The sequence below is a fragment of the Streptomyces sp. NPDC018693 genome (genome assembly GCF_044391385.1).
GTDB lineage: Bacteria > Actinomycetota > Actinomycetes > Streptomycetales > Streptomycetaceae > Streptomyces.
The window spans coordinates 224,973-247,537 of sequence record NZ_JBIRZZ010000008.1; the positions used below are offsets into that span (position 1 = coordinate 224,973).

The 22,565-nt window shown below is 72.4% G+C and carries 20 protein-coding genes and 1 riboswitch; of the genes, 12 read left to right on the forward strand and 8 right to left on the reverse strand.

The genetic code is table 11. The features are described 5' to 3' along the window. The first annotated feature begins 32 nt into the window (after positions 1–32). A riboswitch (cobalamin riboswitch) is annotated at positions 33–122 on the forward strand. 134 nt (positions 123–256) lie between these two features. The 6 genes from ACH5AC_RS22425 to ACH5AC_RS22450 all read left to right on the forward strand — a co-directional run bounded on the left by ACH5AC_RS22425 (position 257) and on the right by ACH5AC_RS22450 (position 7,328). Continuing rightward, on the forward strand, positions 257–1,507 hold the full coding sequence (locus tag ACH5AC_RS22425; RefSeq protein WP_398863766.1) for a prenyltransferase/squalene oxidase repeat-containing protein: 1,251 nt from the start codon (positions 257–259) through the stop codon (positions 1,505–1,507). Continuing rightward, positions 1,504–2,166, forward strand: a complete 663-nt coding sequence (locus ACH5AC_RS22430; protein WP_398863767.1) for an SCO2322 family protein — start codon at positions 1,504–1,506, stop codon at positions 2,164–2,166. Before ACH5AC_RS22425 ends, ACH5AC_RS22430 begins: the two co-directional genes overlap by 4 nt. Beyond that, positions 2,159–3,412, forward strand: coding sequence for an energy-coupling factor transporter transmembrane component T (locus ACH5AC_RS22435; RefSeq protein ID WP_398863768.1), 1,254 nt, complete (start codon positions 2,159–2,161; stop codon positions 3,410–3,412). Before ACH5AC_RS22430 ends, ACH5AC_RS22435 begins: the two co-directional genes overlap by 8 nt. Continuing rightward, positions 3,409–5,784: an ATP-binding cassette domain-containing protein gene (locus ACH5AC_RS22440; protein WP_398863769.1), complete on the forward strand. Its 2,376-nt coding sequence runs from the start codon at positions 3,409–3,411 to the stop codon at positions 5,782–5,784. Before ACH5AC_RS22435 ends, ACH5AC_RS22440 begins: the two co-directional genes overlap by 4 nt. Further along, complete coding sequence (locus ACH5AC_RS22445; protein WP_398863771.1) at positions 5,768–6,592, forward strand: ECF transporter S component; 825 nt, start codon at positions 5,768–5,770, stop codon at positions 6,590–6,592. Before ACH5AC_RS22440 ends, ACH5AC_RS22445 begins: the two co-directional genes overlap by 17 nt. Before the next feature lie 310 nt (positions 6,593–6,902). Then, on the forward strand, positions 6,903–7,328 hold the full coding sequence (locus tag ACH5AC_RS22450; protein WP_398863772.1) for a transglycosylase SLT domain-containing protein: 426 nt from the start codon (positions 6,903–6,905) through the stop codon (positions 7,326–7,328). Between the two features lie 63 nt (positions 7,329–7,391). Here ACH5AC_RS22450 and ACH5AC_RS22455 read toward each other — a convergent pair whose 3' ends face one another. Then, positions 7,392–8,627: a cytochrome P450 gene (locus ACH5AC_RS22455; RefSeq protein ID WP_398863774.1), complete on the reverse strand. Its 1,236-nt coding sequence runs from the start codon at positions 8,625–8,627 to the stop codon at positions 7,392–7,394. A 230-nt stretch (positions 8,628–8,857) separates the two neighbouring features. Between ACH5AC_RS22455 and ACH5AC_RS22460 the strand changes: the two genes are divergently transcribed. Next, positions 8,858–10,027 (forward strand): steroid 3-ketoacyl-CoA thiolase, encoded by a 1,170-nt coding sequence (locus tag ACH5AC_RS22460; protein WP_398863775.1) that lies wholly within the window; start codon positions 8,858–8,860, stop codon positions 10,025–10,027. Positions 10,028–10,347: 320 nt separating this feature from the next. On the opposite strand, the gene ACH5AC_RS22465 is transcribed toward ACH5AC_RS22460, so the two are convergent. Next, positions 10,348–12,429 (reverse strand): bifunctional glycosyltransferase 87/phosphatase PAP2 family protein, encoded by a 2,082-nt coding sequence (locus tag ACH5AC_RS22465; RefSeq protein WP_398863776.1) that lies wholly within the window; start codon positions 12,427–12,429, stop codon positions 10,348–10,350. A gap of 428 nt (positions 12,430–12,857) precedes the next feature. On the opposite strand from ACH5AC_RS22465, the gene ACH5AC_RS22470 reads away from it, so the two are divergent. Then, positions 12,858–13,529 (forward strand): O-methyltransferase, encoded by a 672-nt coding sequence (locus ACH5AC_RS22470; RefSeq protein WP_398863777.1) that lies wholly within the window; start codon positions 12,858–12,860, stop codon positions 13,527–13,529. Positions 13,530–13,565: 36 nt separating this feature from the next. Here ACH5AC_RS22470 and ACH5AC_RS22475 read toward each other — a convergent pair whose 3' ends face one another. Then, the gene (locus ACH5AC_RS22475) at positions 13,566–13,958 is read right to left on the reverse strand and encodes a hypothetical protein (protein ID WP_398863778.1); all 393 of its coding nucleotides are present in this window, start codon (positions 13,956–13,958) and stop codon (positions 13,566–13,568) included. Between the two features lie 89 nt (positions 13,959–14,047). On the opposite strand from ACH5AC_RS22475, the gene ACH5AC_RS22480 reads away from it, so the two are divergent. Further along, positions 14,048–14,470 (forward strand): DUF1992 domain-containing protein, encoded by a 423-nt coding sequence (locus ACH5AC_RS22480; protein WP_398863779.1) that lies wholly within the window; start codon positions 14,048–14,050, stop codon positions 14,468–14,470. On the opposite strand, the gene ACH5AC_RS22485 is transcribed toward ACH5AC_RS22480, so the two are convergent. Further along, positions 14,459–15,079 carry a hypothetical protein gene (locus ACH5AC_RS22485; protein ID WP_398863780.1) on the reverse strand — a complete coding sequence of 207 codons (621 nt, stop codon included), beginning with the start codon at positions 15,077–15,079 and terminating at the stop codon, positions 14,459–14,461. The two genes, ACH5AC_RS22480 and ACH5AC_RS22485, sit on opposite strands and share 12 nt — an antisense overlap. Positions 15,080–15,178: 99 nt before the next feature. Further along, positions 15,179–15,859 carry a hypothetical protein gene (locus ACH5AC_RS22490; protein ID WP_398863781.1) on the reverse strand — a complete coding sequence of 227 codons (681 nt, stop codon included), beginning with the start codon at positions 15,857–15,859 and terminating at the stop codon, positions 15,179–15,181. Between the two features lie 134 nt (positions 15,860–15,993). Here ACH5AC_RS22490 and ACH5AC_RS22495 point away from each other — a divergent pair, with 134 nt between their 5' ends. Continuing rightward, on the forward strand, positions 15,994–16,497 hold the full coding sequence (locus tag ACH5AC_RS22495) for a GNAT family N-acetyltransferase (RefSeq protein ID WP_398863782.1): 504 nt from the start codon (positions 15,994–15,996) through the stop codon (positions 16,495–16,497). Here ACH5AC_RS22495 and ACH5AC_RS22500 read toward each other — a convergent pair. Then, entirely contained in the window at positions 16,478–18,529 is a 2,052-nt protein-coding gene (locus ACH5AC_RS22500; protein WP_398863783.1) for a DHA2 family efflux MFS transporter permease subunit, read from the reverse strand. The genes ACH5AC_RS22495 and ACH5AC_RS22500 overlap by 20 nt on opposite strands. Before the next feature lie 168 nt (positions 18,530–18,697). On the opposite strand from ACH5AC_RS22500, the gene ACH5AC_RS22505 reads away from it, so the two are divergent. Continuing rightward, positions 18,698–19,747 (forward strand): peptidoglycan-binding protein, encoded by a 1,050-nt coding sequence (locus ACH5AC_RS22505; RefSeq protein WP_398863784.1) that lies wholly within the window; start codon positions 18,698–18,700, stop codon positions 19,745–19,747. 215 nt (positions 19,748–19,962) lie between these two features. Here ACH5AC_RS22505 and ACH5AC_RS22510 read toward each other — a convergent pair whose 3' ends face one another. Continuing rightward, entirely contained in the window at positions 19,963–20,628 is a 666-nt protein-coding gene (locus tag ACH5AC_RS22510; protein WP_398863785.1) for an HAD-IA family hydrolase, read from the reverse strand. Positions 20,629–20,776: 148 nt separating this feature from the next. After that, complete coding sequence (locus ACH5AC_RS22515; RefSeq protein WP_398863786.1) at positions 20,777–21,358, reverse strand: TMEM165/GDT1 family protein; 582 nt, start codon at positions 21,356–21,358, stop codon at positions 20,777–20,779. Between the two features lie 373 nt (positions 21,359–21,731). Here ACH5AC_RS22515 and ACH5AC_RS22520 point away from each other — a divergent pair, with 373 nt between their 5' ends. Further along, a complete protein-coding gene (locus tag ACH5AC_RS22520) occupies positions 21,732–22,376 on the forward strand; it encodes an HNH endonuclease family protein (protein ID WP_398863787.1) in 645 nt (214 codons plus the stop codon). Positions 22,377–22,565 lie beyond the last annotated feature (189 nt).

Here is a 22,565-nt window from a genome sequence, read left to right on the forward strand (position 1 = left end):
ACAGTAGCCGCGTCGTCATCACACCCGTACGGGGGGAAGCCGGTGCAATTCCGGCGCTGACCCGCAACCGTGAACCGTCGTCGGCCGTTCGTCCGTCCGTCCGATGGTGAGCCGGACTGCCCCGTACGGGACGTGACCGGCTCACGTGCGCCGGCACCCGCCGCCGTACGACAGGCACCGTCGAGGTCTACGGAGCCGAGCCGCCGGGATGTCCCGCGCTGCCCGGCTCCCCCTAGGGGAGAGGCACCCGCCGATCATGAACGTCCGCCGCAGCGCCGCGGCGCTGGCCGCCGCCACCGCCGCCATCGCCGTGATCGGCGCCGCCACGCCCGTCGTGGCCGCCACGCCGTCGCCGACCCCCACCGTGGCGATACCCGACGGCCTGTACGGCCTGTCCGACCCGACGTACGACGGTGTGTGGCGCCAGTCGTACGCCCTGCTCGCCCAGCACGCCGTGGGCGTGGTCCCGGCCGACACGGCGGTCGGCTGGCTGGCCGGCCAGCAGTGCGCCGACGGCGCCTTCGCCGCCTTCCGCGCGGACACCGGCAAGCCCTGCGACGCCCAGCTCATGGTCGACACCAACAGCACGGCCGCCGCCGTACAGGCCCTGGACGCGCTCGGCGGCCACGATGCGGCGACCGCCAAGGCCGTCACCTGGCTGAAGTCGATCCAGAACAAGGACGGCGGCTGGGGGTACACACCCGGCAGCCCCAGCGACACCAACTCGACCTCCGTCGTGATCGGCGCGCTCAGCGCGGCGGGCGTGGAGCCGCGGCAGGTCCTCAAGGACGGCAAGTCCCCGTACGACGCCCTGCTGGCCCTCGCCCTGCCCTGCGACGGCGGCACGGACGCGGGCGCCTTCGCCTTCCAGCCCGACAAGGACGGCAAGCTCGTCGCCAACGCGGACGCGACGGCGTCCGCCGTCCTCGGCGGTCTCGGCCGGACGCTGGCCGGCGCCCACACCGAGCGGACGACGTCCGCGCCGAGCTGCGAGAAGACCACCGACCCGGAGCGGGCCGCCCTCAACGCCGCCTCCTACCTGGTCCGGACCCTGGCCGAGGACCACCACCTGATCTCCACGCTCCCCGGCGCCGAGAACCAGCCCGACATCGGCAACACCGCCGACGCGGCCCTCGCCCTCGCGACCGCCGGCCACCAGGCCGAGGCCACCGAGACCCTGACCTGGCTGAAGGCCAACTCGGAAGGCTGGGCGGACATGAGCGGCCCCGCGGCCTACGCCCAGCTGATCCTGACCTCCCTGGCCGCCGGCGCCGACCCGCGCGACTTCGGCGGCGCGGACCTGGTCGACCGCCTGAACAAGACGGGCCCCGCCCCGAAGGAGACGCCCGCCGCGGCCACCGCCTCGGCCTCCCCCGCCACCGGGTCACCCGAGCGGGACGACGAGAAGACCCTGGGCGCCACCGCGATCGCGGGCGTCGGCATCCTCCTCCTGATCGTGGCCGGCGGCGTCGTGGTGGTGGTACGGGCACGGAAGCGGCAGCCGTGAGCCGCCGCCGCGCCCTGACCGTCGTACTCCTGTCGGCCCTGTCCGCCCTGTCCGCCCTGCTCCTGCCGCTGCCCACCGCGGGCGCGGCAGGGGCGGCGACCGGCTACCGCTACTGGTCCTTCTGGACCCACGACGGCAAGGGCTGGACGTACGCCACCGAGGGTCCCTCCACGGCCCGCCCCTCCGACGGCGACGTCCACGGCTTCCGCTTCGCGGTGAGCGACGACTCGGCGAACGCGGCCCAGCCGCGCGGCGCGGCCGCCTTCGGCCCTATCTGCGCCCGGACCCCGGCCCAGGACGGCACGAAGCGCGTCGCCCTGATCATCGACTTCGGCACCCCGACCGACGCGCCGTCCGGCGAGACGCCACCGGCTCCCCGCACGGCCTGCGCCCGCGTCGCCTCCGACGCGACCACCGCCGAGGCCCTGGCCTCGGTCGCCAAGCCCCTCCGCTACGACCCCAACGCCCTCCTGTGCGCCATCGCGGGCTACCCGGAGAAGGGCTGCGCGGAGCAGGTGTCGACGAACAACACCTCGACGAAGAACAACACCTCGAACGAGAGCGAGGGCCCCTCCCTCGGCCTCCTCACCGGCCTCGGCGTCATCACCCTGCTCGCCGGCACAGCCGTATGGCAGGCGAGACGGCGCAGGCATGCTTAGGAACCCACGTAGCTGCGGGCAGTCGTGCCTCCCCCAGTGCCTTAAGGGCCTGGGAGGTACCCCCAGGGGCGGCACGGGTGGGCGGTGGGGGTCCCCCCGCTCGAGCGAAGCCGAGAGTGGGGGAGGCACCCCGCAGCGCCGGGCTGCGCATCCACCCCCGGCTCAGCCCCACGCACAGCTGCACCCCGGCGCCTGGTGGCTCTGGGCCCTCGCCCTCGGCACCGCCGCCACCCGCACCACCAACCCCCTCCTCCTCGCCCTCCTCATCACCGTCTCCGCGTACGTCGTGGCCACCCGCCGCCCCGACGCCCCCTGGGCCCGCTCCTACACCGCCTTCGTCAAACTCGCCCTCGCCGTCCTCACCATCCGCCTCCTCTTCGCGATCTTCCTCGGCTCCCCCATCCCCGGCACCCACACCCTCCTCACCGTCCCCGAAGCCCCCCTCCCCACCTGGGCACAGGGCATCCGCCTGGGCGGCCGGGTGACCGCCGAGGGCCTCCTCTTCGCCGCCTACGACGGCCTGAAGCTCGCCACCCTCCTCATCTGCGTGGGCGCCGCGAACGCCCTCGCGAACCCCTCCCGCCTCCTCAAAGCCCTCCCCGGCGCCCTGTACGAGACGGGCGTGGCCGTGGTCGTGGCCCTCACCTTCGCCCCGAACCTCATCGCCGACGTCCACCGCCTGCGCGCCGCCCGCCGCCTGCGCGGCCGCCCCGACCGAGGCATCCGCGGCCTCCTCCACGTCGGACTGCCGGTGCTGGAGGGCGCGTTGGAGCGGTCGGTCGCCCTCGCGGCCGCGATGGACGCCCGCGGCTACGGCCGTACCGTCCGCGTCCCACCCGCGCTCCGCCGTACGACGACCGCGCTCACCCTGACCGGCCTGCTCGGTGTGTGCGCGGGAACGTACGGACTGCTCACCGCGGAGGGCGGCACCTACGGCATGCCCGTGCTCCTGACCGGACTCGTGGCCGCACTCGCCGGGCTCTGGCTGGGCGGCCGCCGCACCCCCCGCACCCGCTACCGCCCCGACCGCTGGGACGCCCGCGCCTGGCTCGTCACCGTGTCGGGCGCGGCCGCGGCCGCACTGCTCGCCCTGGCCGCCGAGCGAGACCCGACGGCGCTGCACCCCGGCGTCATCCCCCTGGTCGCCCCCGAGTTCCCGCTCTGGCCGGCCGCGGCCATCCTGCTGGGCCTGCTGCCCGCCTTCGTCACCCCACCTCCCGTCGCCGCCTCCGAGGAGCCGCCGTGATCCGCTTCGAGAACGTCTCCGTGACGTACGAGGGGGCGCCCGAACCCGCCGTGCGGGGCGTCGACTTCGAGGTGCCGGAGGGCGAACTGGTCCTGCTGGTCGGCCCGTCGGGCGTCGGCAAGTCCACCGTCCTGGGCGCGGTGAGCGGCCTGGTCCCGCACTTCACCGGCGGCACCCTGCGCGGCCGGGTGACGGTCGCCGGCCGTGACACCCGTACCCACAAGCCGCGCGACCTCGCCGACGTGGTCGGCACCGTCGGGCAGGACCCGCTGTCGCACTTCGTGACGGACACGGTGGAGGAGGAACTCGCCTACGGGATGGAGTCGTTGGGCCTCGCCCCGGAGGTGATGCGCCGCCGCGTGGAGGAGACCCTGGACCTGCTGGGCCTGGCCGGCCTGCGCGACCGCCCGATCGCCACCCTCTCCGGCGGCCAGCAGCAGCGCGTCGCCATCGGCTCCGTCCTCACCGCCCACCCGAGCGTCCTCGTGCTCGACGAACCGACCTCTGCGCTGGACCCGGCGGCCGCCGAGGAGGTCCTGGCCGTCCTCCAACGCCTGGTCCACGACCTCGGCACCACCATCCTGATGGCCGAACACCGCCTGGAGCGGGTCATCCACTACGCCGACCAGATCCTTCTGCTCCCAGGCCAAGGAGCCGCCCCGGTGCTCGGCCCTCCGGCCGACGTGATGACGGTCTCCCCCGTCTTTCCACCGGTGGTGGCCCTGGCCCGAACCGCAGGCTGGTCCCCCCTGCCACTGACGGTCCGAGACGCCCGACGCAGAGCGGCAGCCCTGCGTGAACGGCTGACGGGACGGACCCCGGAGACCGCCGTACGGGAGCATCGCGCCGCCGCACGGGAACCGGAGGCGGCCATGCAGAAGCAGAGCACCGCCACGCTGCGGGAGCCGGAGGCCACCGCACAGGAACCGCAAGCCGCCGCGCGGGAGCAGCGCGCCGCTGTCCTGCGGGAGCCGGGCGCCGCCACACAGAAACCGGAAGCCGCCGCACAGAACCCAGAGACCGCCGCACAGGAACACCACGCCGCCGCGCCCCGGCAGCCGGGCGCCGCCGCCCCGGAACCGGACACCACCGCACAGGAACCGCAAGCCGCCGCGCAGCAGCAGCGCGCCGCTGTCCTGCGGGAGCCGGGCGCCGCCACGCAGAAACCGGAAGCCGCCGCGCAGAAACGGGAGACCACCACACAGCAACCGGAAGCCGCCACGCGGGAGCCGGGGACCGCCGTGCGGGCAGAGCCGGGCGGCCGGAAGGCGGAGGAGGCACCTGCCGAGCGCAACCGCCTCGCACAGGACCGCCCCGAGCAGCCCGCAGCCCCCGGACGCGTGGCCGCAGCCCACGAACACCCCGCCGCGCCCCACGAACAGCCAGCCCCGGCCGCGCCCCACCAACAGCCAGCCTCGGACCACGAGCACCCGGCCGCCACCCACGAACCCCCGGCCACAACACCTCGCCCCCGCCGCATGCTCGGGCGCCGCCGGTCCGCGCAAGCCGCCGCCGAGGGACGACCGGCCGCGTCTCCTCTCGCCCGACGCCTCTTTATCGGGCGCCGCACCCCGGCCACCCGCGGCACCGCATCACCCGGCGCTCCACTCCCCGTCGCCGAGGCCCGCTCCCTGGCCGTCCGGCGCGGTCGCGTGGACGCCCTCCGGCACGTCGACCTGTCCGTCTCCGCCGGCGAGGCGATCGCCCTCATGGGCCGCAACGGCGCCGGGAAGTCGACGCTGCTGTCCGCGCTGGTCGGGCTCGTCGAGCCCGTTGGCGGTACGGTGCGCGCCGGCGGTGCCGTACCGCACCGTACGGCCCCGCGGGACCTCGTACGCCGCGTCGGGCTCGTCCCGCAGGAGCCGCGCGACCTGCTGTACGCCGACACGGTGGCCGCCGAGTGCGCGCAGGCCGACCGGGACGCCGGGGCCGCGCCCGGCACGTGTCGGGCCCTGGTGTCCGAGCTGCTGCCCGGGGTCACGGACGATCTGCATCCGCGCGACCTGTCGGAGGGCCAGCGGCTGTCGCTCGCCCTCGCGGTGGTGCTGACCGCCCGCCCTCCCCTCCTCCTGCTCGACGAGCCGACGCGCGGCCTGGACTACGCGGCGAAGGCCCGTCTGGTGACCCGTCTGCGCGGGCTGGCCGCCGAGGGACACGCGATCGTGCTGGCCACGCATGACGTGGAGCTGGCGGCCGAGCTGGCGCACCGGGTGGTGCTGCTGGCCGACGGCGAGGTGATCGCCGACGGCCCGGCGGCGGACGTGGTGGTGTCCTCCCCCTCGTACGCCCCTCAGGTCGCGAAGATCCTGGCCCCGCAGAAGTGGCTCACGGTCGCCCAGGTGAAGAAGGCGCTCGATGACCATCAGCCGTGACCGCCAGGCCCGGGCCGTCCGTCTGGGCCCCCGCTCGGTGATCGCCCTCACCCTCGTCAGCGCGGTCGGAGTGGCGGCCCTCACCTGGCCCTTCTTCGCCCCGCCCGCCTCCTCCGCGGTGGCCCACGCCCAGGACGCGCCGTGGCTCTTCGCCGGTCTGCTGGTCCTTCTCGTCGCGGTCGTGGCGGCGACCGTCGCCGAGTCGGGGCTGGGTCCGAAGGCGGTCGCGATGCTCGGGGTGCTGGCGGCGGCGGGTGCGGCGCTGCGCCCGATCGGCGCGGGCACGGCCGGGCTGGAGCCGATGTTCTTCCTGATGGTGCTGAGCGGCCGGGTGCTCGGCCCGGGCTTCGGCTTCGTGCTGGGCTGCGTGACGATGTTCGCGTCGGCCCTGCTGACCGGCGGGGTCGGCCCCTGGATGCCGTACCAGATGCTGTCGATGGGCTGGTTCACGATGGGCGCGGGCCTGCTGCCGGGCGCGGACCGGCTGCGCGGCCGGGCCGAGGTGCTGCTGCTGGCCGGATACGGCTTCCTGGCCGCCTTCGCCTATGGCACGGCCATGAACATGCAGGGCTGGCCCTTCATCGACCCCGACAGCACGACGATCGCCTTCGACCCGGAGGCGGGCCCCGCCGCGAACCTGGCCCGCTTCGCCGCGTACTGCCTGGCCACCTCCCTCGGCTGGGACCTGGGCCGGGCGGTCTGCACGGTGGTCCTGACCGTGGCGCTGGGTCCGGCCGTGCTGAAGGCGCTCCGCAGAGGCACACGGCGTGCGGCGTTCGAGGCGCCGGTCACATTCACCGGGCCGTGAGCGTCCACGAACGGTGAACCACCCCACATGACCCACGTCACCAACTAGGTGACCTAGTAGAACATTTCAGACAGCATGTCCACCACAAAACTGCTTCTGACCTGCACAATGAGACCCAGGTCACAGAGATCACCAGCACTCCGTATGCGACCACAACTAGTACAAGGGGTATTTGCCAGCCCATTTCGCCCCTGCTTCTCTGGACGACGTCGCACGGCGCCGACGTGCCCCACGGGCCTCGGCGCCGACGCATGCCGAGCACCACCCGGCAGGCCCGCGACGACCCTGTCCCCGAAGAAAAAGGTTCTCCGTGTCCTTCGCCGTCATCCGCCGCATCGCCTCCGCCCCCAAGAAGGTCCTCACCACCGCCGCCGTGGTCACCGCCACCGCCGGCATGGCACTGACCGCGGCCCCCGCCCACGCCGCCCCGGCGTCCACGGCGTCCGCCGCCGAGGCCAAGGCGATCGCGAAGAAGATGATCCCGGACGCGGCCCAGTACAACGCCTTCGCCAAGATCGTCGAGCACGAGAGCGGTTGGGACGTCGACGCCACCAACCCGTCCTCCGGCGCCTACGGCCTCGTCCAGGCCCTCCCCGGCTCCAAGATGGCCTCCGCCGGCTCCGACTGGAAGACCAACGCCGCCACCCAGATCGAGTGGGGCCTGGACTACATGAACGACCGCTACGGCAGCCCGGTCGGCGCCTGGAACTTCTGGCAGGCCAACGGCTGGTACTGAGCCGCACGACACCACGCCTGACAGGGCGGTGACCCCGATCTCAGGGTCGCCGCCCTTCGCGTGTCACTCGGCGACCACGCGGAGTTCCTTGACCCCGTTGATCCACGCGGACCGCAGCCGCCGGGGCTCCTCCACGAGCCGGATGCCCGGCAGGACGTCGGCGACGGCGTTGAAGATGAGGTCGATCTCCAGCACCGCCAGCGACTTTCCGAGGCAGAAGTGGGGTCCCCCGCCGCCGAACCCCAGGTGGGGGTTCGGATCCCGGGTGATGTCGAAGTCGTCGGGGGCCTCGAACACCTCCGGGTCGTGATTGGCGGAGGCGTAGAAGAGCCCGACCCGGTCACCCTTCCTGATCGTCCGTCCGCCCAGTTCGGTGTCCTCGGTGGCGGTCCGCTGGAAGGAGACGACGGGCGTGGCCCAGCGCACGATCTCCTCGGCGGCGGTGCTCGGCCGCTCCCTCTTGTACAGCTCCCACTGCTCGGGATGGGTGAGGAAGGCGTGCATGCCGTGGGTGATGGCGTTGCGGGTCGTCTCGTTCCCGGCGACGGCGAGCATCAGGACGAAGAAGCCGAACTCGTCGGAGTTCAGGTTCCCTTCGTTCTCGGCGGCGACCAGGGTGGTGACGATGTCCCCGGCGGGACACCGCTTCCGTTCCGTGGCCATGTTCATGGCGTAGGCGATGATCTCGGCCGCGGACTGCGCGCCGACCTCTTCCGTGATGGCGTACTCGGGATCGTCGTAGGCGATCATCTTGTTGGACCAGTCGAAGATCTTGCCGCGGTCCTCCTGCTCCACGCCGATCAGCTCGGCGATCGCCTGGAGCGGCAGTTCGCAGGCGACGCGGGTGACGAAGTCGAAGGGGCCTTCGTGTTCGCGCGCGCCGGTGACGATGGCCCGGGCCCGCTCCCGCAGCCGCTCCTCCAGCGCCCGTATGGACCGGGGCGTGAACCCGCGCTGCACGATCTGCCGCACCCGCGTGTGCTCCGGCGGGTCCATGTTCAGCAGGATCAGCCGCTGCGCCTCGATGGAGGAACGCTCGATGTGCTCGTTGAAGCGGATGATCGCGGTGTTGAGGGAGGACGAGAAGAGCTCGGGGTGCGTGGAGACGTACCGGACGTCGGCATGCCGGGTGACCGCCCAGTACCCGCCGTCCTCGAAGCCGGCGACGTTGCCCGACTGGGGAATCCAGCGCACGGGTTCCACCCGGCGCAGCTCGGCGAACTCGGGGAGGGGCACACGGTGGTGCAGCAGGTCGGGGTCGGTGAAGTCGAACCCGTCGGGAAGCGCTGGACAGGGCATGGGCGGCTCCAGCCAGGGGCAATTCATCTGACGGCTAGTCAGAAACAGGTTCCGGCGACGGTAGTTCAGCGGGTCGAAGCCTGCAAGACCCTTGCGGTGAGCGACATCACATCAGCAGACTGCAACAGAGGAACTAGAACACGTACTAGTTACCCGTACCGGTCACCCGTACTGGTTGCGCGTCCTAGTTCCGCCGCAGGAGCCGCCGCCCCCCGGAAGGATCCGCACCCATGGCCGCCGAACCCGTGATCGTGGAAGCCGTCCGCACCCCCATCGGCAAGCGCCAAGGCGCGCTGGCCAACCTCCACCCCGCCTACCTCCTCGGTGAGACCTACCGCGAACTCCTCGGCCGCACCGGCATCCCCGCCGACGCGGTCGAGCAGATCGTCGGCGGCACGGTGACCCATGCCGGCGAACAGTCCATGAACCCGGCCCGCACCGCCTGGCTGACGATGGGCCTCCCCTACGAGACGGCCGCGACGACGGTCGACTGCCAGTGCGGCTCGTCGCAGCAGGCGTCCCACATGACGGCGAACATGATCGCGGCGGGCGTGATCGACGTGGGCATCAGCTGCGGGGTCGAGGCGATGTCCCGCGTGCCCCTCGGCTCGGGCTCCAAGCACGGCCCCGGAAAGCCGTTCCCGGACGAGTGGAACGTGGACCTCCCGAACCAGTTCGAGGCGGCGGAACGCATCGCCCGCAACCGGGGCCTGACGCGCGAAGGCGTGGACGCCCTGGGCCTCCTCTCGCAGGAGCGGGCGGCGGTCGCCTGGGCCGAGGAACGCTTCAAGCGTGAGACCTTCGCCGTCCAGGTCCCCACCACGGAGGAGGAACAGGCCGCGGGCCAGGGCATGTGGCGCCTGGTGGACCGGGACGAGGGCCTGCGGGACACCTCCATGGACGCCCTGTCCGGCCTGAAGCCCATCATGCCGACGGCCGTCCACACGGCCGGCAACTCCTCCCAGATCAGCGACGGCGCGGCGGCGATCATGTGGGCCTCGAAGCGGATGGCCCGCGCCCTGAAACTGAGGCCCCGCGCGCGGATCGTCGCCCAGGCCCTGGTGGGCGCGAACCCCCACTACCACCTGGACGGCCCGATCGACGCGACGAACGCCGTCCTCGGCAAGGCGGGCATGACCCTGAAGGACATCGACCTGGTCGAGATCAACGAGGCGTTCGCGTCGGTCGTACTGAGCTGGGCGAAGGTCTTCGACCAGGACCTGGACAAGGTCAACGTCAACGGCGGCGCCATCGCCCTCGGCCACCCGGTGGGCGCCACCGGTGCCCGCCTCATCACCACCGCCCTCCACGAACTGGAGCGCACGGACAAGGAGTTCGCCCTGATCACGATGTGCGCGGGCGGCGCCCTGGCCACCGGCACGATCATTCAGCGCCTGTGACCCAGGAGGCTCAGACCTGGTGCTCCACCCGATGCCGGATGTAGTCGTCCCACGTGCTCATTGACGACGAACTCACGCAGCGCGGCCTCACGCCACGCGTCCACCACGTCGACCGTGTCCTCGACCGAGCCCCGCACGGGCACCCCCACCCAGTACCAGGCCCGTGCGGAGCCCGCGCGCTCCTGGTCGGTGCCGCGGTGCCTGTGCGGAGGTACTGGAGAAGGGCCTCTCCTCTGCCCCGTCCATTGAGCGTCGCCACGGAGAGTTGCCCGCAGCGGCAGCACCCGGCGATGGTGCCGCGGCTCGCCGAACGGCAGTGATCAGGCGCTCGCCGCCGGTTCCTTCAGCGAGTCCGGGTCCGGGCCCGGATCCGCAGTCGGCTCCGGATCGTGCGCGGGTGCCGGATGCGTCGACGGGCGTGCTCGGGGGCCCTGGAGGGCGTGCGTCAGGGCGAAGCCGGCCAGGACGACGATGGCGCCGCCGAGGGCGTCCAGGACCCAGTGGTTGCCGGTGGCGACGATCGCCGAGGCCGTGAAGAGGGGGTGGAGGAGGCCGAGTGCCTTCATCCACCACTTGGGGGCGACGATGGCGATGACCAGGCCGCACCACAGCGACCAGCCGAAGTGGAGGGACGGCATCGCCGCGTACTGGTTGGTCAGGGACGTCAGGGTGCCGTAGTCGGGCTGGGAGAAGTCCTGGACGCCGTGGACCGTGTCGATGATGCCGAGCGTCGGCATCAGGCGCGGCGGGGCGAGCGGGTAGAGCCAGAAGCCGACCAGGGCCAGCAGCGTGGCGAAGCCGAGGGCCGACCTCGCCCAGCGGTAGTCGACCGGGCGGCGCCAGTAGAGGAGGCCGAGGACGGTCAGCGGGACCACGAAGTGGAAGGACGTGTAGTAGAAGTCGAAGAAGCCGCGCAGCCAGCCGACGGTGACCACCCAGTGGTTGACCGCGTGCTCGATGTCGATGCGCAGGAACGCCTCGATGTCGAGGATCTGGTGGCCGTGCGCCTCCGCCCGCTCCCGGCCGCCGGAGATGGTGCCGCCGGTCGCCGCCAGCCGGACCTGCGAGTACGCCGCGTAGCCGACGCGGATCAGCAGCAGCTCCAGGAGGAGGTTGGGGCGGGTGAGGACCCGGCGCAGGAAGGGGAGGAGCGGGATCCAGCGGTAGCGGGCGGGGACCGGCGGGGCGTACTCGGTGGGGATCGGGCGGTCGTAGTACGGCGAGGTGCGCGACAGGAACGGGACGAAGGTGGCGGCGGCCACGGCGGCCAGCACGACGAGGTTGTCGCGCAGCGGGTACAGGAACGCCATGTCCGGCAGCATCATCCTCGCCGGGAGCGTCATCACCAGGATCACCGCGGCCGGCCAGAGCAGGCGGTCGCCGGCCCGCCTGCCGACCCGGCCGACCACCGCGAGCAGCAGCCACAGCAGCTGGTGCTGCCAGCTCGTCGGCGACACCGCGATGGCGGCGCAGCCGGTGATCGCGACCGCGAGCAGCAGCTGGCCCTCGCGGGCGTAACGCACCGCCCGGCGCAGCCCGAGGGCGACGACGGCCGCGCCCAGGGCGAGGAACAGGGCGATCTCCAGCGGTCCGGACAGGCCGAGGCGGAGCAGCGCGCCGTGCAGGGACTGGTTGGCGAGGGCGTCGGCGTCGCCGCCGAGGCCGGCGCCGGCGATGTGGTGCACCCAGTAGGTGTACGAGTCGTCGGGCATCGCCGCCCAGGCGAGCAGGGTGCAGGCGAGGAAGGTGGCACCGGTGACGGCGGTGGCACGGCGGCGCCGGGTGAACCAGAGCAGGACGGCGAAGAGCAGGACGGTGGGCTGGAGTGCGGCGGCGACGCCGATCAGCACCCCGCCGGCGTAGCGGCCGCGTACGACGAAGCAGCCGAGGAGGACCAGCAGGACCGGGATGATGCTGCTCTGGCCGAGCCAGAGGGCGTTGCGGACCGGCAGCGACAGCATGAGCAGGCTGATCGCGACCGGCGCGGCGAACAGCGCGGTGCGTCTGCCGACCGGCTGCGGCAGGGCGCGGGCGGCGACCAGGCCGAGGGCGACGACCAGCAGCAGGGTGCCGAAGGTCCAGCCCCAGCCGAGGGCCTGTTCGGCGGCGCGGGTGAGCGGTTTCAGGACCAGCCCGCCGAAGGGGGTGCCGGTGAAGCGGGTGGAGTCGTAGAGCGAGCCGTTGACGTGCAGGACACCGTCGGGTCCGACCCAGGTCTCCAGGTCCGTCAGCCGCTCCCCGCGCGGGGTGGTCAGGACGACGGCGAGCTGTCGTGCGGCCAGGACCGCCACGATCAGCCACAGTGTGAGCCGGGTCGCGCGCAGGCGTGCTCTGGCCGTGTCGACCGCTGTCGCCCCGAGGGGTTCCGCCGGTCGCCCGCTGTGCTCCGCATTCGCCGCCACGCCTCGTCGGCCTCCCGCCCCGTCGTGCCACGTCCCACGCGTGGATTCGCTCTTACGCAGCCTAATGACGCACCCTATGAGGCTCACACCACCATCGGACAGAGACGCGGGCCACCACCGCTTCACCTGGCGGCCGCTCTTCTTTTGTCCGGAAGTTGTCCGGAAGACGATAGTGCGCGAACGGATGGGACGCCTCATCCGGTGCGGCCTCGATCGTGACGGAGGCGTTTCGGACCTGATCGGTTTCCTGCGCTGGGGCTGTACGCGCCGACACAGGAGTTCCCGGTGGTGGCGGAGATCGGGTTCGTTCGCCCGAACGGCTGAATTCGGTGGGGCGCCTACGCTGGGAGGAACCGGTCCGCAACCCCCGCCGTTGGCACATCTAGTTAGGTCTTCTAAGTAGTGGATGTGCACGAGAGGCAGAGCGCATGAGTGAGTCGCAGGTCTGGGACGCCGTCGACGCCTACTTCGGCGCCACCCTGGCCCCGGACGACGAGATGACGGAGGCCGCGCTGCGGGACAGCACGGCCGCCGGGCTGCCGCAGATCAATGTGACGGCCAGCCAGGGAAAGTTCCTTCAGCTGCTCGCCGAGATCCAGGGCGCCCGTACGATCCTGGAGATCGGCACCCTCGGCGGCTACAGCACGATCTGGCTGGGCCGCGCCCTCCCGCCCGAGGGCCGGCTGATCTCCTTGGAGTACAACCCGAAGCACGCCGAGATCGCCACCCGCAACATCGCCCGCGCCGGGCTGGACAAGCAGATCGAGGTGCGCGTCGGCCCGGCCCTGGAGTCGCTGCCGCTCCTCGCCGACGAGAACCCGCCCCCGTTCGACCTGGTCTTCATCGACGCCGACAAGGCGAACAACGCGCACTACGTCGACTGGGCCCTGAAGCTCACCAGCGCCGGGAGCCTGATCGTCGTCGACAACGTCGTACGGGGCGGGCGCATCGCCGACGCCGACAGCACCGACGACGGGGTGCGCGGCACCCGCGCCGCCCTCGAACTCATCGCCACCCACCCGAGACTGAGCGGCACGGCGGTCCAGACGGTGGGCAGCAAGGGCTACGACGGTTTCGCCCTGGCCCGCGTCCTGGCGTAGCCGGGAGCCGCGCGCGGGTGGGCCGCACCTCGTGGGCTACACCTCGTGGAAGAAGCCGACGTTGACGCTGCGCGGGCCGGTGCGGTCCTGGATGACGATCTCGCCGGAGCCGCCGTGCGGGAGCGGCAGGGTCCCGCCGTAGGCGAGCGGCTGCCCGTACTCGCCCATCAGCAGCCGTACTTCGGACGAGGGGTCGGCCTGCGAGCCCTGCAGCCAGGTCACCTGCCAGGTGCCCTCGGGGCCGCACAGGAACTCCAGGTGCACCCGGGAGACGAACAGCCAGTCCTCGGGCGTCACGAGGCGGCACACGGACTTGTCCCGGCCCACCCGCAGCACGGCGCCCGGCTCACTGGGCGCGTCGGCCATGAGCATGCCGGCCGTGGCGCCCTCTTCCGCCCCCGAGACGGACGCCATGGTGATTTCGAGCACGTGCGCTCCTTCTGAAGTGTCCTGACGGTGCTTGCACAGCGGCCGAATGATAAATCGCCCGGCCCTGTCGCGTCCGGCACACTGGAGGCATGACCGAGCGAAAGCCACCCGGGGTTCCGTTCGAGTCCTGGGTGGACAAGCAGATCCGCGATGCGCAGCGGCGCGGGGAGTTCGACGGGTTGACCGGTGCCGGCCGGCCGCTGCCGACCGGCACCGACACGACGTACGACGAACTGTGGTGGGTCAAGCGGAAGATGGCCCGGGAGGGTCTGTCGGTCCTGCCGCCCGCCCTCGCCCTGCGCAAGGAGGCCGAGGACGCGCTCGCGGCGGCCTACGCGGCCCCCTCGGAGCGGGCGGTCCGCCGGATCATCACCGACGTCAACGTCAAGATCCGCGACATGATGTTCAGACCGCCTCCCGGCCCTCCGCTGGGGATGAAGCCGTACGACGTGGAGGCGGTCGTGGCCGAGTGGCGTGAGCGTCGTGAGCGCGGGGCGGCCTCAGACGTGTAGCAGGCGTTCCGTCAGCTCGCGGTAGTCCTGGAGGACCAGGCGGAGTTGCTCGGTCTCGGCGGTCGGCTCGGTGCGGTCCTCACCGGTGTCCGCCAGCTGCCAGGAGCCGCGCAGGGTGCGGCGCCGGTTGCTCATGGCGTCCGAGACGCGTGTCGTCAGTTCCTCCAGCACGTGGTCGGCCTCCTCCACGGCCTCCCGGGGGTGGTCCACGAACTCGGCGACCGCGTGCTGCAGCCGGGTGGTGAGCCGGTCGCTCTCGTCACGCGGGAGCAGCGGGGCGTGCGGCGACTCCTCCTGATCGCTCAGGCCGAGCGCGTCCCGCCCCTCCGTCGTCTCCCGGCCCATGCTGCCCCGCACCTCAGGCCCAGGAGGCGTCTGCCCGGCCCCGGGACCGCGCATCTCCCCGCCCCCTCGCATCTCCGAGCCCCGGGTCCCCGCGCCGCCCATACCGGGCCCCGGCTTCTCCGAGCCCCGCATGCCCGGGCCGCCCGTGTCCGCGCCCGGTACCTCCGAGCCCAGTGGTTCCGGCTCGGGTTCGGGCACCTTCGGCGCCTTGCTCTCCGGCTGTTCCGGATCACGCGGCCAGGGCGCCGATGTCCTGTCTGTCATCCCACTCACCCTCGTCCTCGTCCTCGTCCTCGTCCTCGTCCTCGTACTCGTCCCGTCCTGGTCCCGCCCTCAGCCACGCCGGAACCGCGCCGCAGCACCTCATCCGTGCTTCGGGTGATGCCGGTGGAACAGCCCCGGCCGATGGCCGGTGCGCGCGGTGCCGGTGTCCCGGCCCCGGCCCGCCGGTGCCCGGTGGCGGCCGCCCGTCTCCTGCCGCGCCGGTCCCACCAGGTCCTCGAACAGGGCCCGCGCCTCGATCAGCGCCGACCGCATGTCCTCGGTGCCGGTGCCCTCGGTCCCGGTGGCGCCGCCCGCCCCCGCGTGGGCGGCCCGGTGCAGCCGCCGGTACCCGTTCACATGCTCGGCGTGGTGCACCGAGAGCGCGTCCACCTGTTCCTCGTACCGCCCGCCGTCCGGGAAGCCGCGTGCCCCGGCCGCCTCCGCGAGCAGCCGGTCGGCCTCGGTGACCGCGTCGCGCGGCGACTCGACGAAGCGCTCCTGGACGGTGGTCCAGCGGGTCTCGAACCGGTCCCGCTCGGCGGGTTCCAGTGGGCGTTCGCGCAGACCGCCGTAGGAATCGACGAGTGAGCCCAGTTCGCGCTCGGCCGCCCTGGTGTCTCCGTCGTGGCGGGCGACGGCCCGGTCGTACTCGGGCCCGAAGCGCTGTTTCAGGTTCCGGCCGCCACGCGAACCACCCCGCGCGCGTACGGCCATCAGGGCCGCGACGGCGACGATGGCCACCGCGGCCACGATCAGAGCAATGATCACGGCTGTGGACATGCTGCCTTCCATGCCTTCGAATAGGTCGGCCCCACGGGCCGGTTCCCGCTCCGGGTTGCCCGCACGGCACCCCTCAAACAGGGCGTTGTCACGCGCCATATCCGCTTGCGGGCGGTGCGCGACCGCTCCCCACAATGGGCGGCATGACATGGATCATCAGCCCGGAACTCCCCGACTCCCCCGCCGCCGCTGACCTCTGGCGCGCCTACTACACCGAGGTCAGCGACCGCTGGTACCTGCTGCACCGGGGACACCGGACCGACCCGCGGGAGCTGGAGCGGGAGATCGCCGCGGACACCGGTGCCGGCCTGGCGCCCCCGCACGGCCGGCTGCTGATCGCGCGGTACGACGGTGAGCCGGCCGGCAGCGCGGGCGTACGGCTGCTGGACGGGGGCTCGACGGCCGAGCTGAAGCGGGTGTTCCTGCGGCCGGAGGCCCGCGGCAGGGGCGGGGCGGCGCTGCTCGTGTCGGCCGCCGAGGACGTGGCGCGGGAGCTGGGCGCCACGCGGATGGTCCTCGACACCCGCGGCGACCTGGTGGAGGCCCGTGCCCTGTACGCGCGGCTCGGCTACACGGAGACCGAGCCGCACAACGACGAGCCCTACGCCGAGCACTGGTTCAGAAAAGCGCTCGGCTGATCCTGGCCGACGCGCTGTTGTCGTGCGGCTCCTCGCGGTCCGAGCCGCACAGCTCGTCGTTGAGCAGCTTCACCAGCCGCACCAGGTCGGTGGGCCGGTCCGGACCCCACCAGTCGCCCAGCAGTTCGGCCAGTGACTCCTCACGGGCCCGGGCGAGCCGTTCGGCGACCTCGCGGCCCCGGTCGGTCAGGCTGAGGTCGAGGCCCTCACGGACGGCGAGATGGCGTTCCTCGGTCTGCCGGGCGGCCTCCAGGATCACCGGCAGCGGGACGGGGACGCGCTCGGCGAGCCGTCCGGGCTCGACGACGCCGTACTTCTTCATCCGCAGCAGCAGCCAGCTCGCGGCGGGCAGCAGGTCGTAGCCGGCCCGTTCGGTGATCCTCCGGTAGATCTCGCGGCGGCCCTCCCGGGTGCCGAGGACGGACAGCGAGCGGCACACCTCGTCGTACGACGACCGCTCCACCGGGTTGCTGGCGAGGGTCTCGGTGACATCGGGCGCGGTGACCGAGGCGCGCAGCCTGTCCTCCTTGAGGAACCAGGCCAGGACGAAGCCGAGGAGGGCGACGGGGGCGGCGTAGAGGAAGACGTCGGTGATGGACGTGGCGTAGGCGTGCAGGGCGTCGGGGCGCAGGGCGGGCGGCAGGGCGGTGATGCCGCGCGGGTCGGACTCCAGCCCTTCGATGGAGACGCCGGGCGGGAGCGGCTCGCCCCGGAAGGCGTCGGCGAGCTTGTCGTCGAGGCGGCCGGCGAAGATCGTGCCGAAGATCGCCACGCCGAAGCTGGCGCCGATGGAGCGGAAGAAGGTCGCGCCGGAGGTGGCGACGCCGAGATCCTCGTACGGCACCGCGTTCTGCACGATGAGCACGAGGACCTGCATGACCAGGCCGAGGCCGAGGCCGAAGACGAAGAAGTAGGTGCTCATCACGGCCGTGGCGCTGGTTTCGTCCAGTTGGTGCAGGAGGACCAGGCCGAGGGTGGTGACGGCGGTTCCGGCGACGGGGAAGACCTTCCAGCGGCCGGTGCGGCTGACGATCTGCCCGGAGAGCGTGGAGGACAGCAGCATGCCGGCCACCATCGGCAGCATGTGCACGCCGGACATGGTCGGGGAGACGCCCTGGACGACCTGGAGGAAGGTGGGCAGGTAGGTCATCGCGCCGAACATCGCGAAGCCGACGACGAAGCTGATGACGGCGGAGAGGGTGAAGGTGCGGACGGCGAACAGCCTCAGCGGGAGGACGGGTTCGGCCGCCCGCCGCTCGACCGCCACGAACGCCACGATGAGGACGGCAGCGAGCACCGCGAGACCGACGATCTGCGGCGAGCCCCACGCCCAGGTGTCGCCGCCGAGGGAGGCGACCAGGACCAGGCAGGTGGCGACGGAGGCGATGAGGAGGGTGCCGAGGTAGTCGATGACATGCCGGGCGGCCCGGGTCGGGATGTGCAGGACGCCCGCGATGACGGCGAGGGCGACGACGCCGACGGGCAGGTTGATGTAGAACACCCAGCGCCAGCTGAGGTGTTCGGTGAACAGTCCGCCGAGGAGCGGGCCGAGGACGCTGGTCGCGCCGAAGACCGCCCCGAACAGGCCCTGGTAGCGGCCGCGTTCACGGGGCGGGACGAGATCCCCGACGATCGCCATCGACAGCACCATCAGCCCGCCGCCGCCCAGGCCCTGTACGGCCCGGAAGGCGATGAGCTGGGGCATGTTCTGCGCCATTCCGCACAGCACGGAGCCGATGAGGAAAATCACGATCGCGGTCTGGAACAGCTTCTTGCGCCCGTACTGGTCGCCCAGTTTGCCCCACAGCGGAGTGGCGGCGGTCGAGGCCAGCAGGTAGGCGGTCACCACCCAGGACAGGTGCTCCATGCCGCCGAGTTCGCTGACGATGGTGGGCAGCGCGGTCGACACGATCGTCTGGTCCAGGGCGGCGAGCAGCATGCCGAGCAGCAGGGCGCCGATGGAGACGAGCACGTTTCCGGCCAAGTGCTCCCGGCGCGGATCCTCCGTATGGGCGTGCGCGTCCAAGGCCATGGAGACCTCCCGGCTGTCCCGTCCCTGTCGTGACACTCCCATGGTGATCGGTATGTCCCGTGATGGCCTGTCGAGCACGGTTGGAAGCCGGTATTCCGGGGTCTTGGAGGGTCGGGTGCGTGAAGGATCGGTAATCTCAGGACTTCATATGGGGGAAGGATCGAATACGTGACCGAGTCGAAAGGGTGGGGGCACGGGCGGGGGCAAGGACACCCCTGCCCGGAGTGCGGTGCGCTGCGCGCCCTGGACAACACCCCGATGTGCCGCTGCGCCGAGCGGGCGTCCGACGCTCTGCGCGACACGCGTACGGCGGAGGCGGCCGCGGCGGAGGACTTCGATCCGCTACGCATCCGGCCGTACGTCGAGCTCGGGGGGCCGCCGGCCGCGCCGGGCGAGGAGACGATGCCGCTGCGGGCGGTGGATGCGGGGCCCCAGGCGCCGCCGCCCCTGCCGTTGCCCGTTCCGTTGGCGCCGCCGTCCGGGGCGCCGGACGTGACGGATCTGAGGCTGTTCGAACGGCCGGGGGCCGGCGAGGCGCGCCTCGCCGCCGAGGAGCCGCGCGGTCGGCGGCGTCGGCGGGCGACAGCGCTGGCCGCGGGCGGCGCGGCGCTGGCCGTGCTCGCGGCCGCCGGTTTCGCGAGCGGGCTGTTCTCCTACGAGACGCCCGAGCGGGACAGTGCCGCACCGGACGGTCCGCGGGCCGCCGTGCCGGACCAGGCGGCCGACTCGCCGTCGGCGTCCGCGTCCGCCGGCGGTACGGCGTCGACGTCGACGTCGGCCTCATCGCCCCTGTCACCGTCGCGGGCTCCGTCACCGAGCCCGAGCCCGAGCACGTCCGCGTCCCCGTCGCCCTCCGCCCCGAGCGCCTCGCCGTCACCGTCCGTCCCGGACGGGCCGTCTCCGTCACCGTCCGCGTCCTCGTCCCCCTCACCGTCCACCGACGCGGCGGCCGCCGGCGCGCTTCCGGACACCGGGCGCCAGAGCGAGGGGGACACGACGGTGCTGCGGCGCGGGGACAAGGGGGCCGAGGTGGCCGAACTCCAGGCGCGGTTGCAGCAGCTGTTCCTGTACAACAGCGACATCAACGGCAGCTACAACGAACAGGTCGAGGACGCGGTCCGCAACTACCAGCACGCACGCGGCGTCAGGGGCGACGAGCTGGGCGAGTACGGCCCGCCGACACGGGCGCGCCTGGAGGCGGAGACCAGGGAGCCGTAGGGGCCGTCGTCATGGTGCGGGCGCGTGGCGACTGATCGCGCAGTTCCCCGCGCCCCTTGGGTCGGTCCCTCTCGGGCAGCTGCGGACAGCCGCGCCGGAACAGCGGCGCCCACCCGGCAGCGGGGTGGTTCCCTTCGCGCGACTGCCGGCCGCCGGTGGCTGATCGCGCAGTTCCCCGCGCGCCTTGGGTCGGTCCGGCCAGCTGCGCCCGCGGCTCAGCCCACGTGCAGGCGGATGCTCTCCGGGGCGTCGGCTTCGACGCGGATCTCGGTCAGGTCGTGTACCAGGGCGTCCGGTCGATGGAGGCCCGCCCTCGGCCCGACGCCGATGACCCGCATACCAGCGGCGTGTGCGGCCGCGATGCCCGCCCCGGAGTCCTCGAGGACCACGCAGTCGGCCGGATCGACGCCCAGCTCGGCGGCGCCCTTCAGGAAGCCCTCGGGGTGCGGCTTGCTCTCGCCCACCGACTCGGCGGTGATGCGCACGTCGGGCAGCTCCAGCCCCGCAGCCGCCATCCGCGCCGTCGAGAGGGCCACGTCCGCCGAGGTCACCAGCGCGTGCGGCACCCCCAGCCGGCCCAGGGAGGCCAGGAACTCCCGCGCGCCCGGCACCGGCCACACGCCGTCCATGTCCGCGGTCTCCTCCGCCAGCATCCGCGCGTTGTCCGCGAGGTTGGCCTCCATGGGCCGATCCGGCAGCAGCACCGCCATCGAGGCGTACCCCTGCCTCCCGTGGACGACCTTCATCACCTCGTCGCCGTCCAGCCCGTGCCGCTCGGCCCAGCGCCGCCAGACCCTCTCCACGACGGCGTCGGAGTTCACGAGGGTGCCGTCCATGTCGAGCAGGAGGGCGCGGGCGGTGAGCACGGCGGTGGCCGTCATCGGCAGCTCCAGGAACGCGGAACGCGGAAACAGAGTGGTCCCGCCCGCCGGTCAGGGAAAACGGGCGGGAGCCACTTTGTTCCTCTACGGTACAAAACATTCGGGCGCCCCGCCACCGCCCCCGGCGGCCGTTCACCGCCCGTTCAACTCAGCCGGCCACCGCCTCCCACAGACTCCACCCGCCGAGCGCCAGCATCAGCAGCGCCGCGATCTTGGTGATGAGCCGCAGCGGCACCCTCTTCATCAGCGCCTTTCCCCCGACGATGCCCAGCCCGGCGACGGCCCACAGCGCCAGCACGGCCCCGAGCCCGACGGACAGCGGATCGTCGTAGCGGGCCGCGAGATTCGCCGTCATGATCTGCGTGAGATCGCCGAACTCGGCGACGAGGATCAGCATGAACCCGGCCCCGGACACCTTCCAGAAGGACTGGTTCTCCGGCCGCCGGATCTCCTCCTCGCCCTCGTCCCCCTTCAGCAGCAGCATCGCGGCCCCGGCCAGGAAGAGCACACCGGTCAGCGCGTGCACGATCCGCTGCGGCAGCAGCGTCAGCACGGAGCCGGCCGCGACGGCCAGCGCGACATGGAGCGCGAAGGCGGCGGCGACGCCCGCGAAGACATAGGAGGCGCGATAGCGGGTGCCGAGGACAAGCCCGGCGAGGGCGGTCTTGTCGGGCAGCTCGGCGAGGAAGACGACGCCGAAGACGAGCGCCAGGACGGTGAAGCTGATCAAGGTTCCTCAATCGGTCGGGGCCACCCCACCGAGAGTGCTGAACCTTCGCGCTCACGACACCTCGGCACGGCAGCACACATGGCATCCGTGCCGTACGGCACGGATGTGCACTGCTTGCCGAAGGTCTCGCTGGCCTGCCACGGGGCTGGCCTCCGGGCGCCGGCTCAGACGAGCTGAGCAGTATGTCGACGGTCCCGGCGAAGAGCTACTCCCCTTCTGCTCCGCCCATGGTACGAGATCGTTTCGGCATGGACCTTGTCGTGTCATGAACACGTCACTAGCTTCTTACCGGGCGCACACCTCCCCGCAACGCGCCCTGACGAGCATTCCCACCGCTCGCACCGCAACAGCCCCACAGCCCAAGGGAGTTCGCATGCCCAGGTTCTACGCGCGTCGACGGCTGAGCATACTCGCGGCCTTCACCGCTCTCATAGCCTCCCTCACCCTCTTCAACCCGCCGGCCGCCTCCGCCGCCCTCCCCACCCCGGTCAGCGCGGCCACCGCCCGCAGCTACCTCGCCACCCTCACCGTGGCGGCCGAGAACCGCACCGGCTACAGCCGGGACCTCTTCCCGCACTGGATCACCATCTCCGGGACCTGCAACACCCGTGAGACGGTCCTCAAGCGCGACGGCCAGAACGTCGTCACCAGCTCCACCTGCGCCGCCACCAGCGGCAGCTGGTACTCCCCCTACGACGGCGCCACCTGGTACGCCGCCTCCGACGTCGACATCGACCACCTGGTCCCGCTCGCCGAGGCATGGGACTCCGGCGCCGGCAGCTGGACCACCGCCCGCCGCCAGGCGTTCGCCAACGACCTGACCCGCCCGCAGCTGATCGCCGTCACCGACAACGTCAACCAGGCCAAGGGCGACCAGGACCCGGCCACCTGGATGCCGTCGCGCACCGCCTACCGCTGCACCTACGTCCGCGCCTGGGTCCAGGTCAAGTACTACTACGGCCTCTCCGTCGACCCCGCCGAGAAGACCGCCCTCACCACCTACCTCAACAACTGCTGACCGACCCGCCGCAACCGGGCCGTGCGTACACCGGACTCCTCCAGCGCCGGTGTACGCACGCCCCTGGCAGGATTCGGCCCGATGAACGCACCGCGGCGCCGAGCCGGCCGCTCGACGCGGACATCGCCGGATGCGTCTCCACCTCGGCGCCTGCACCACCTGACCCTCCTCGTCACCGGCACCTGACGG

Coding starts and splice junctions, on each gene's coding strand:
- ACH5AC_RS22425 (WP_398863766.1), top strand. CDS start 257: ATGAACGTCCGCCGCAGCGCCGCGGCGCTGGCCGCCGCCACCGCCGCC.
- ACH5AC_RS22435 (WP_398863768.1), top strand. CDS start 2,159: ATGCTTAGGAACCCACGTAGCTGCGGGCAGTCGTGCCTCCCCCAGTGC.
- ACH5AC_RS22445 (WP_398863771.1), top strand. CDS start 5,768: ATGACCATCAGCCGTGACCGCCAGGCCCGGGCCGTCCGTCTGGGCCCC.
- ACH5AC_RS22455 (WP_398863774.1), bottom strand. CDS start 8,627: ATGCCCTGTCCAGCGCTTCCCGACGGGTTCGACTTCACCGACCCCGAC.
- ACH5AC_RS22460 (WP_398863775.1), top strand. CDS start 8,858: ATGGCCGCCGAACCCGTGATCGTGGAAGCCGTCCGCACCCCCATCGGC.
- ACH5AC_RS22470 (WP_398863777.1), top strand. CDS start 12,858: ATGAGTGAGTCGCAGGTCTGGGACGCCGTCGACGCCTACTTCGGCGCC.
- ACH5AC_RS22480 (WP_398863779.1), top strand. CDS start 14,048: ATGACCGAGCGAAAGCCACCCGGGGTTCCGTTCGAGTCCTGGGTGGAC.
- ACH5AC_RS22485 (WP_398863780.1), bottom strand. CDS start 15,079: ATGACAGACAGGACATCGGCGCCCTGGCCGCGTGATCCGGAACAGCCG.
- ACH5AC_RS22490 (WP_398863781.1), bottom strand. CDS start 15,859: ATGTCCACAGCCGTGATCATTGCTCTGATCGTGGCCGCGGTGGCCATC.
- ACH5AC_RS22495 (WP_398863782.1), top strand. CDS start 15,994: ATGGGCGGCATGACATGGATCATCAGCCCGGAACTCCCCGACTCCCCC.
- ACH5AC_RS22500 (WP_398863783.1), bottom strand. CDS start 18,529: ATGGCCTTGGACGCGCACGCCCATACGGAGGATCCGCGCCGGGAGCAC.
- ACH5AC_RS22510 (WP_398863785.1), bottom strand. CDS start 20,628: ATGACGGCCACCGCCGTGCTCACCGCCCGCGCCCTCCTGCTCGACATG.
- ACH5AC_RS22520 (WP_398863787.1), top strand. CDS start 21,732: ATGCCCAGGTTCTACGCGCGTCGACGGCTGAGCATACTCGCGGCCTTC.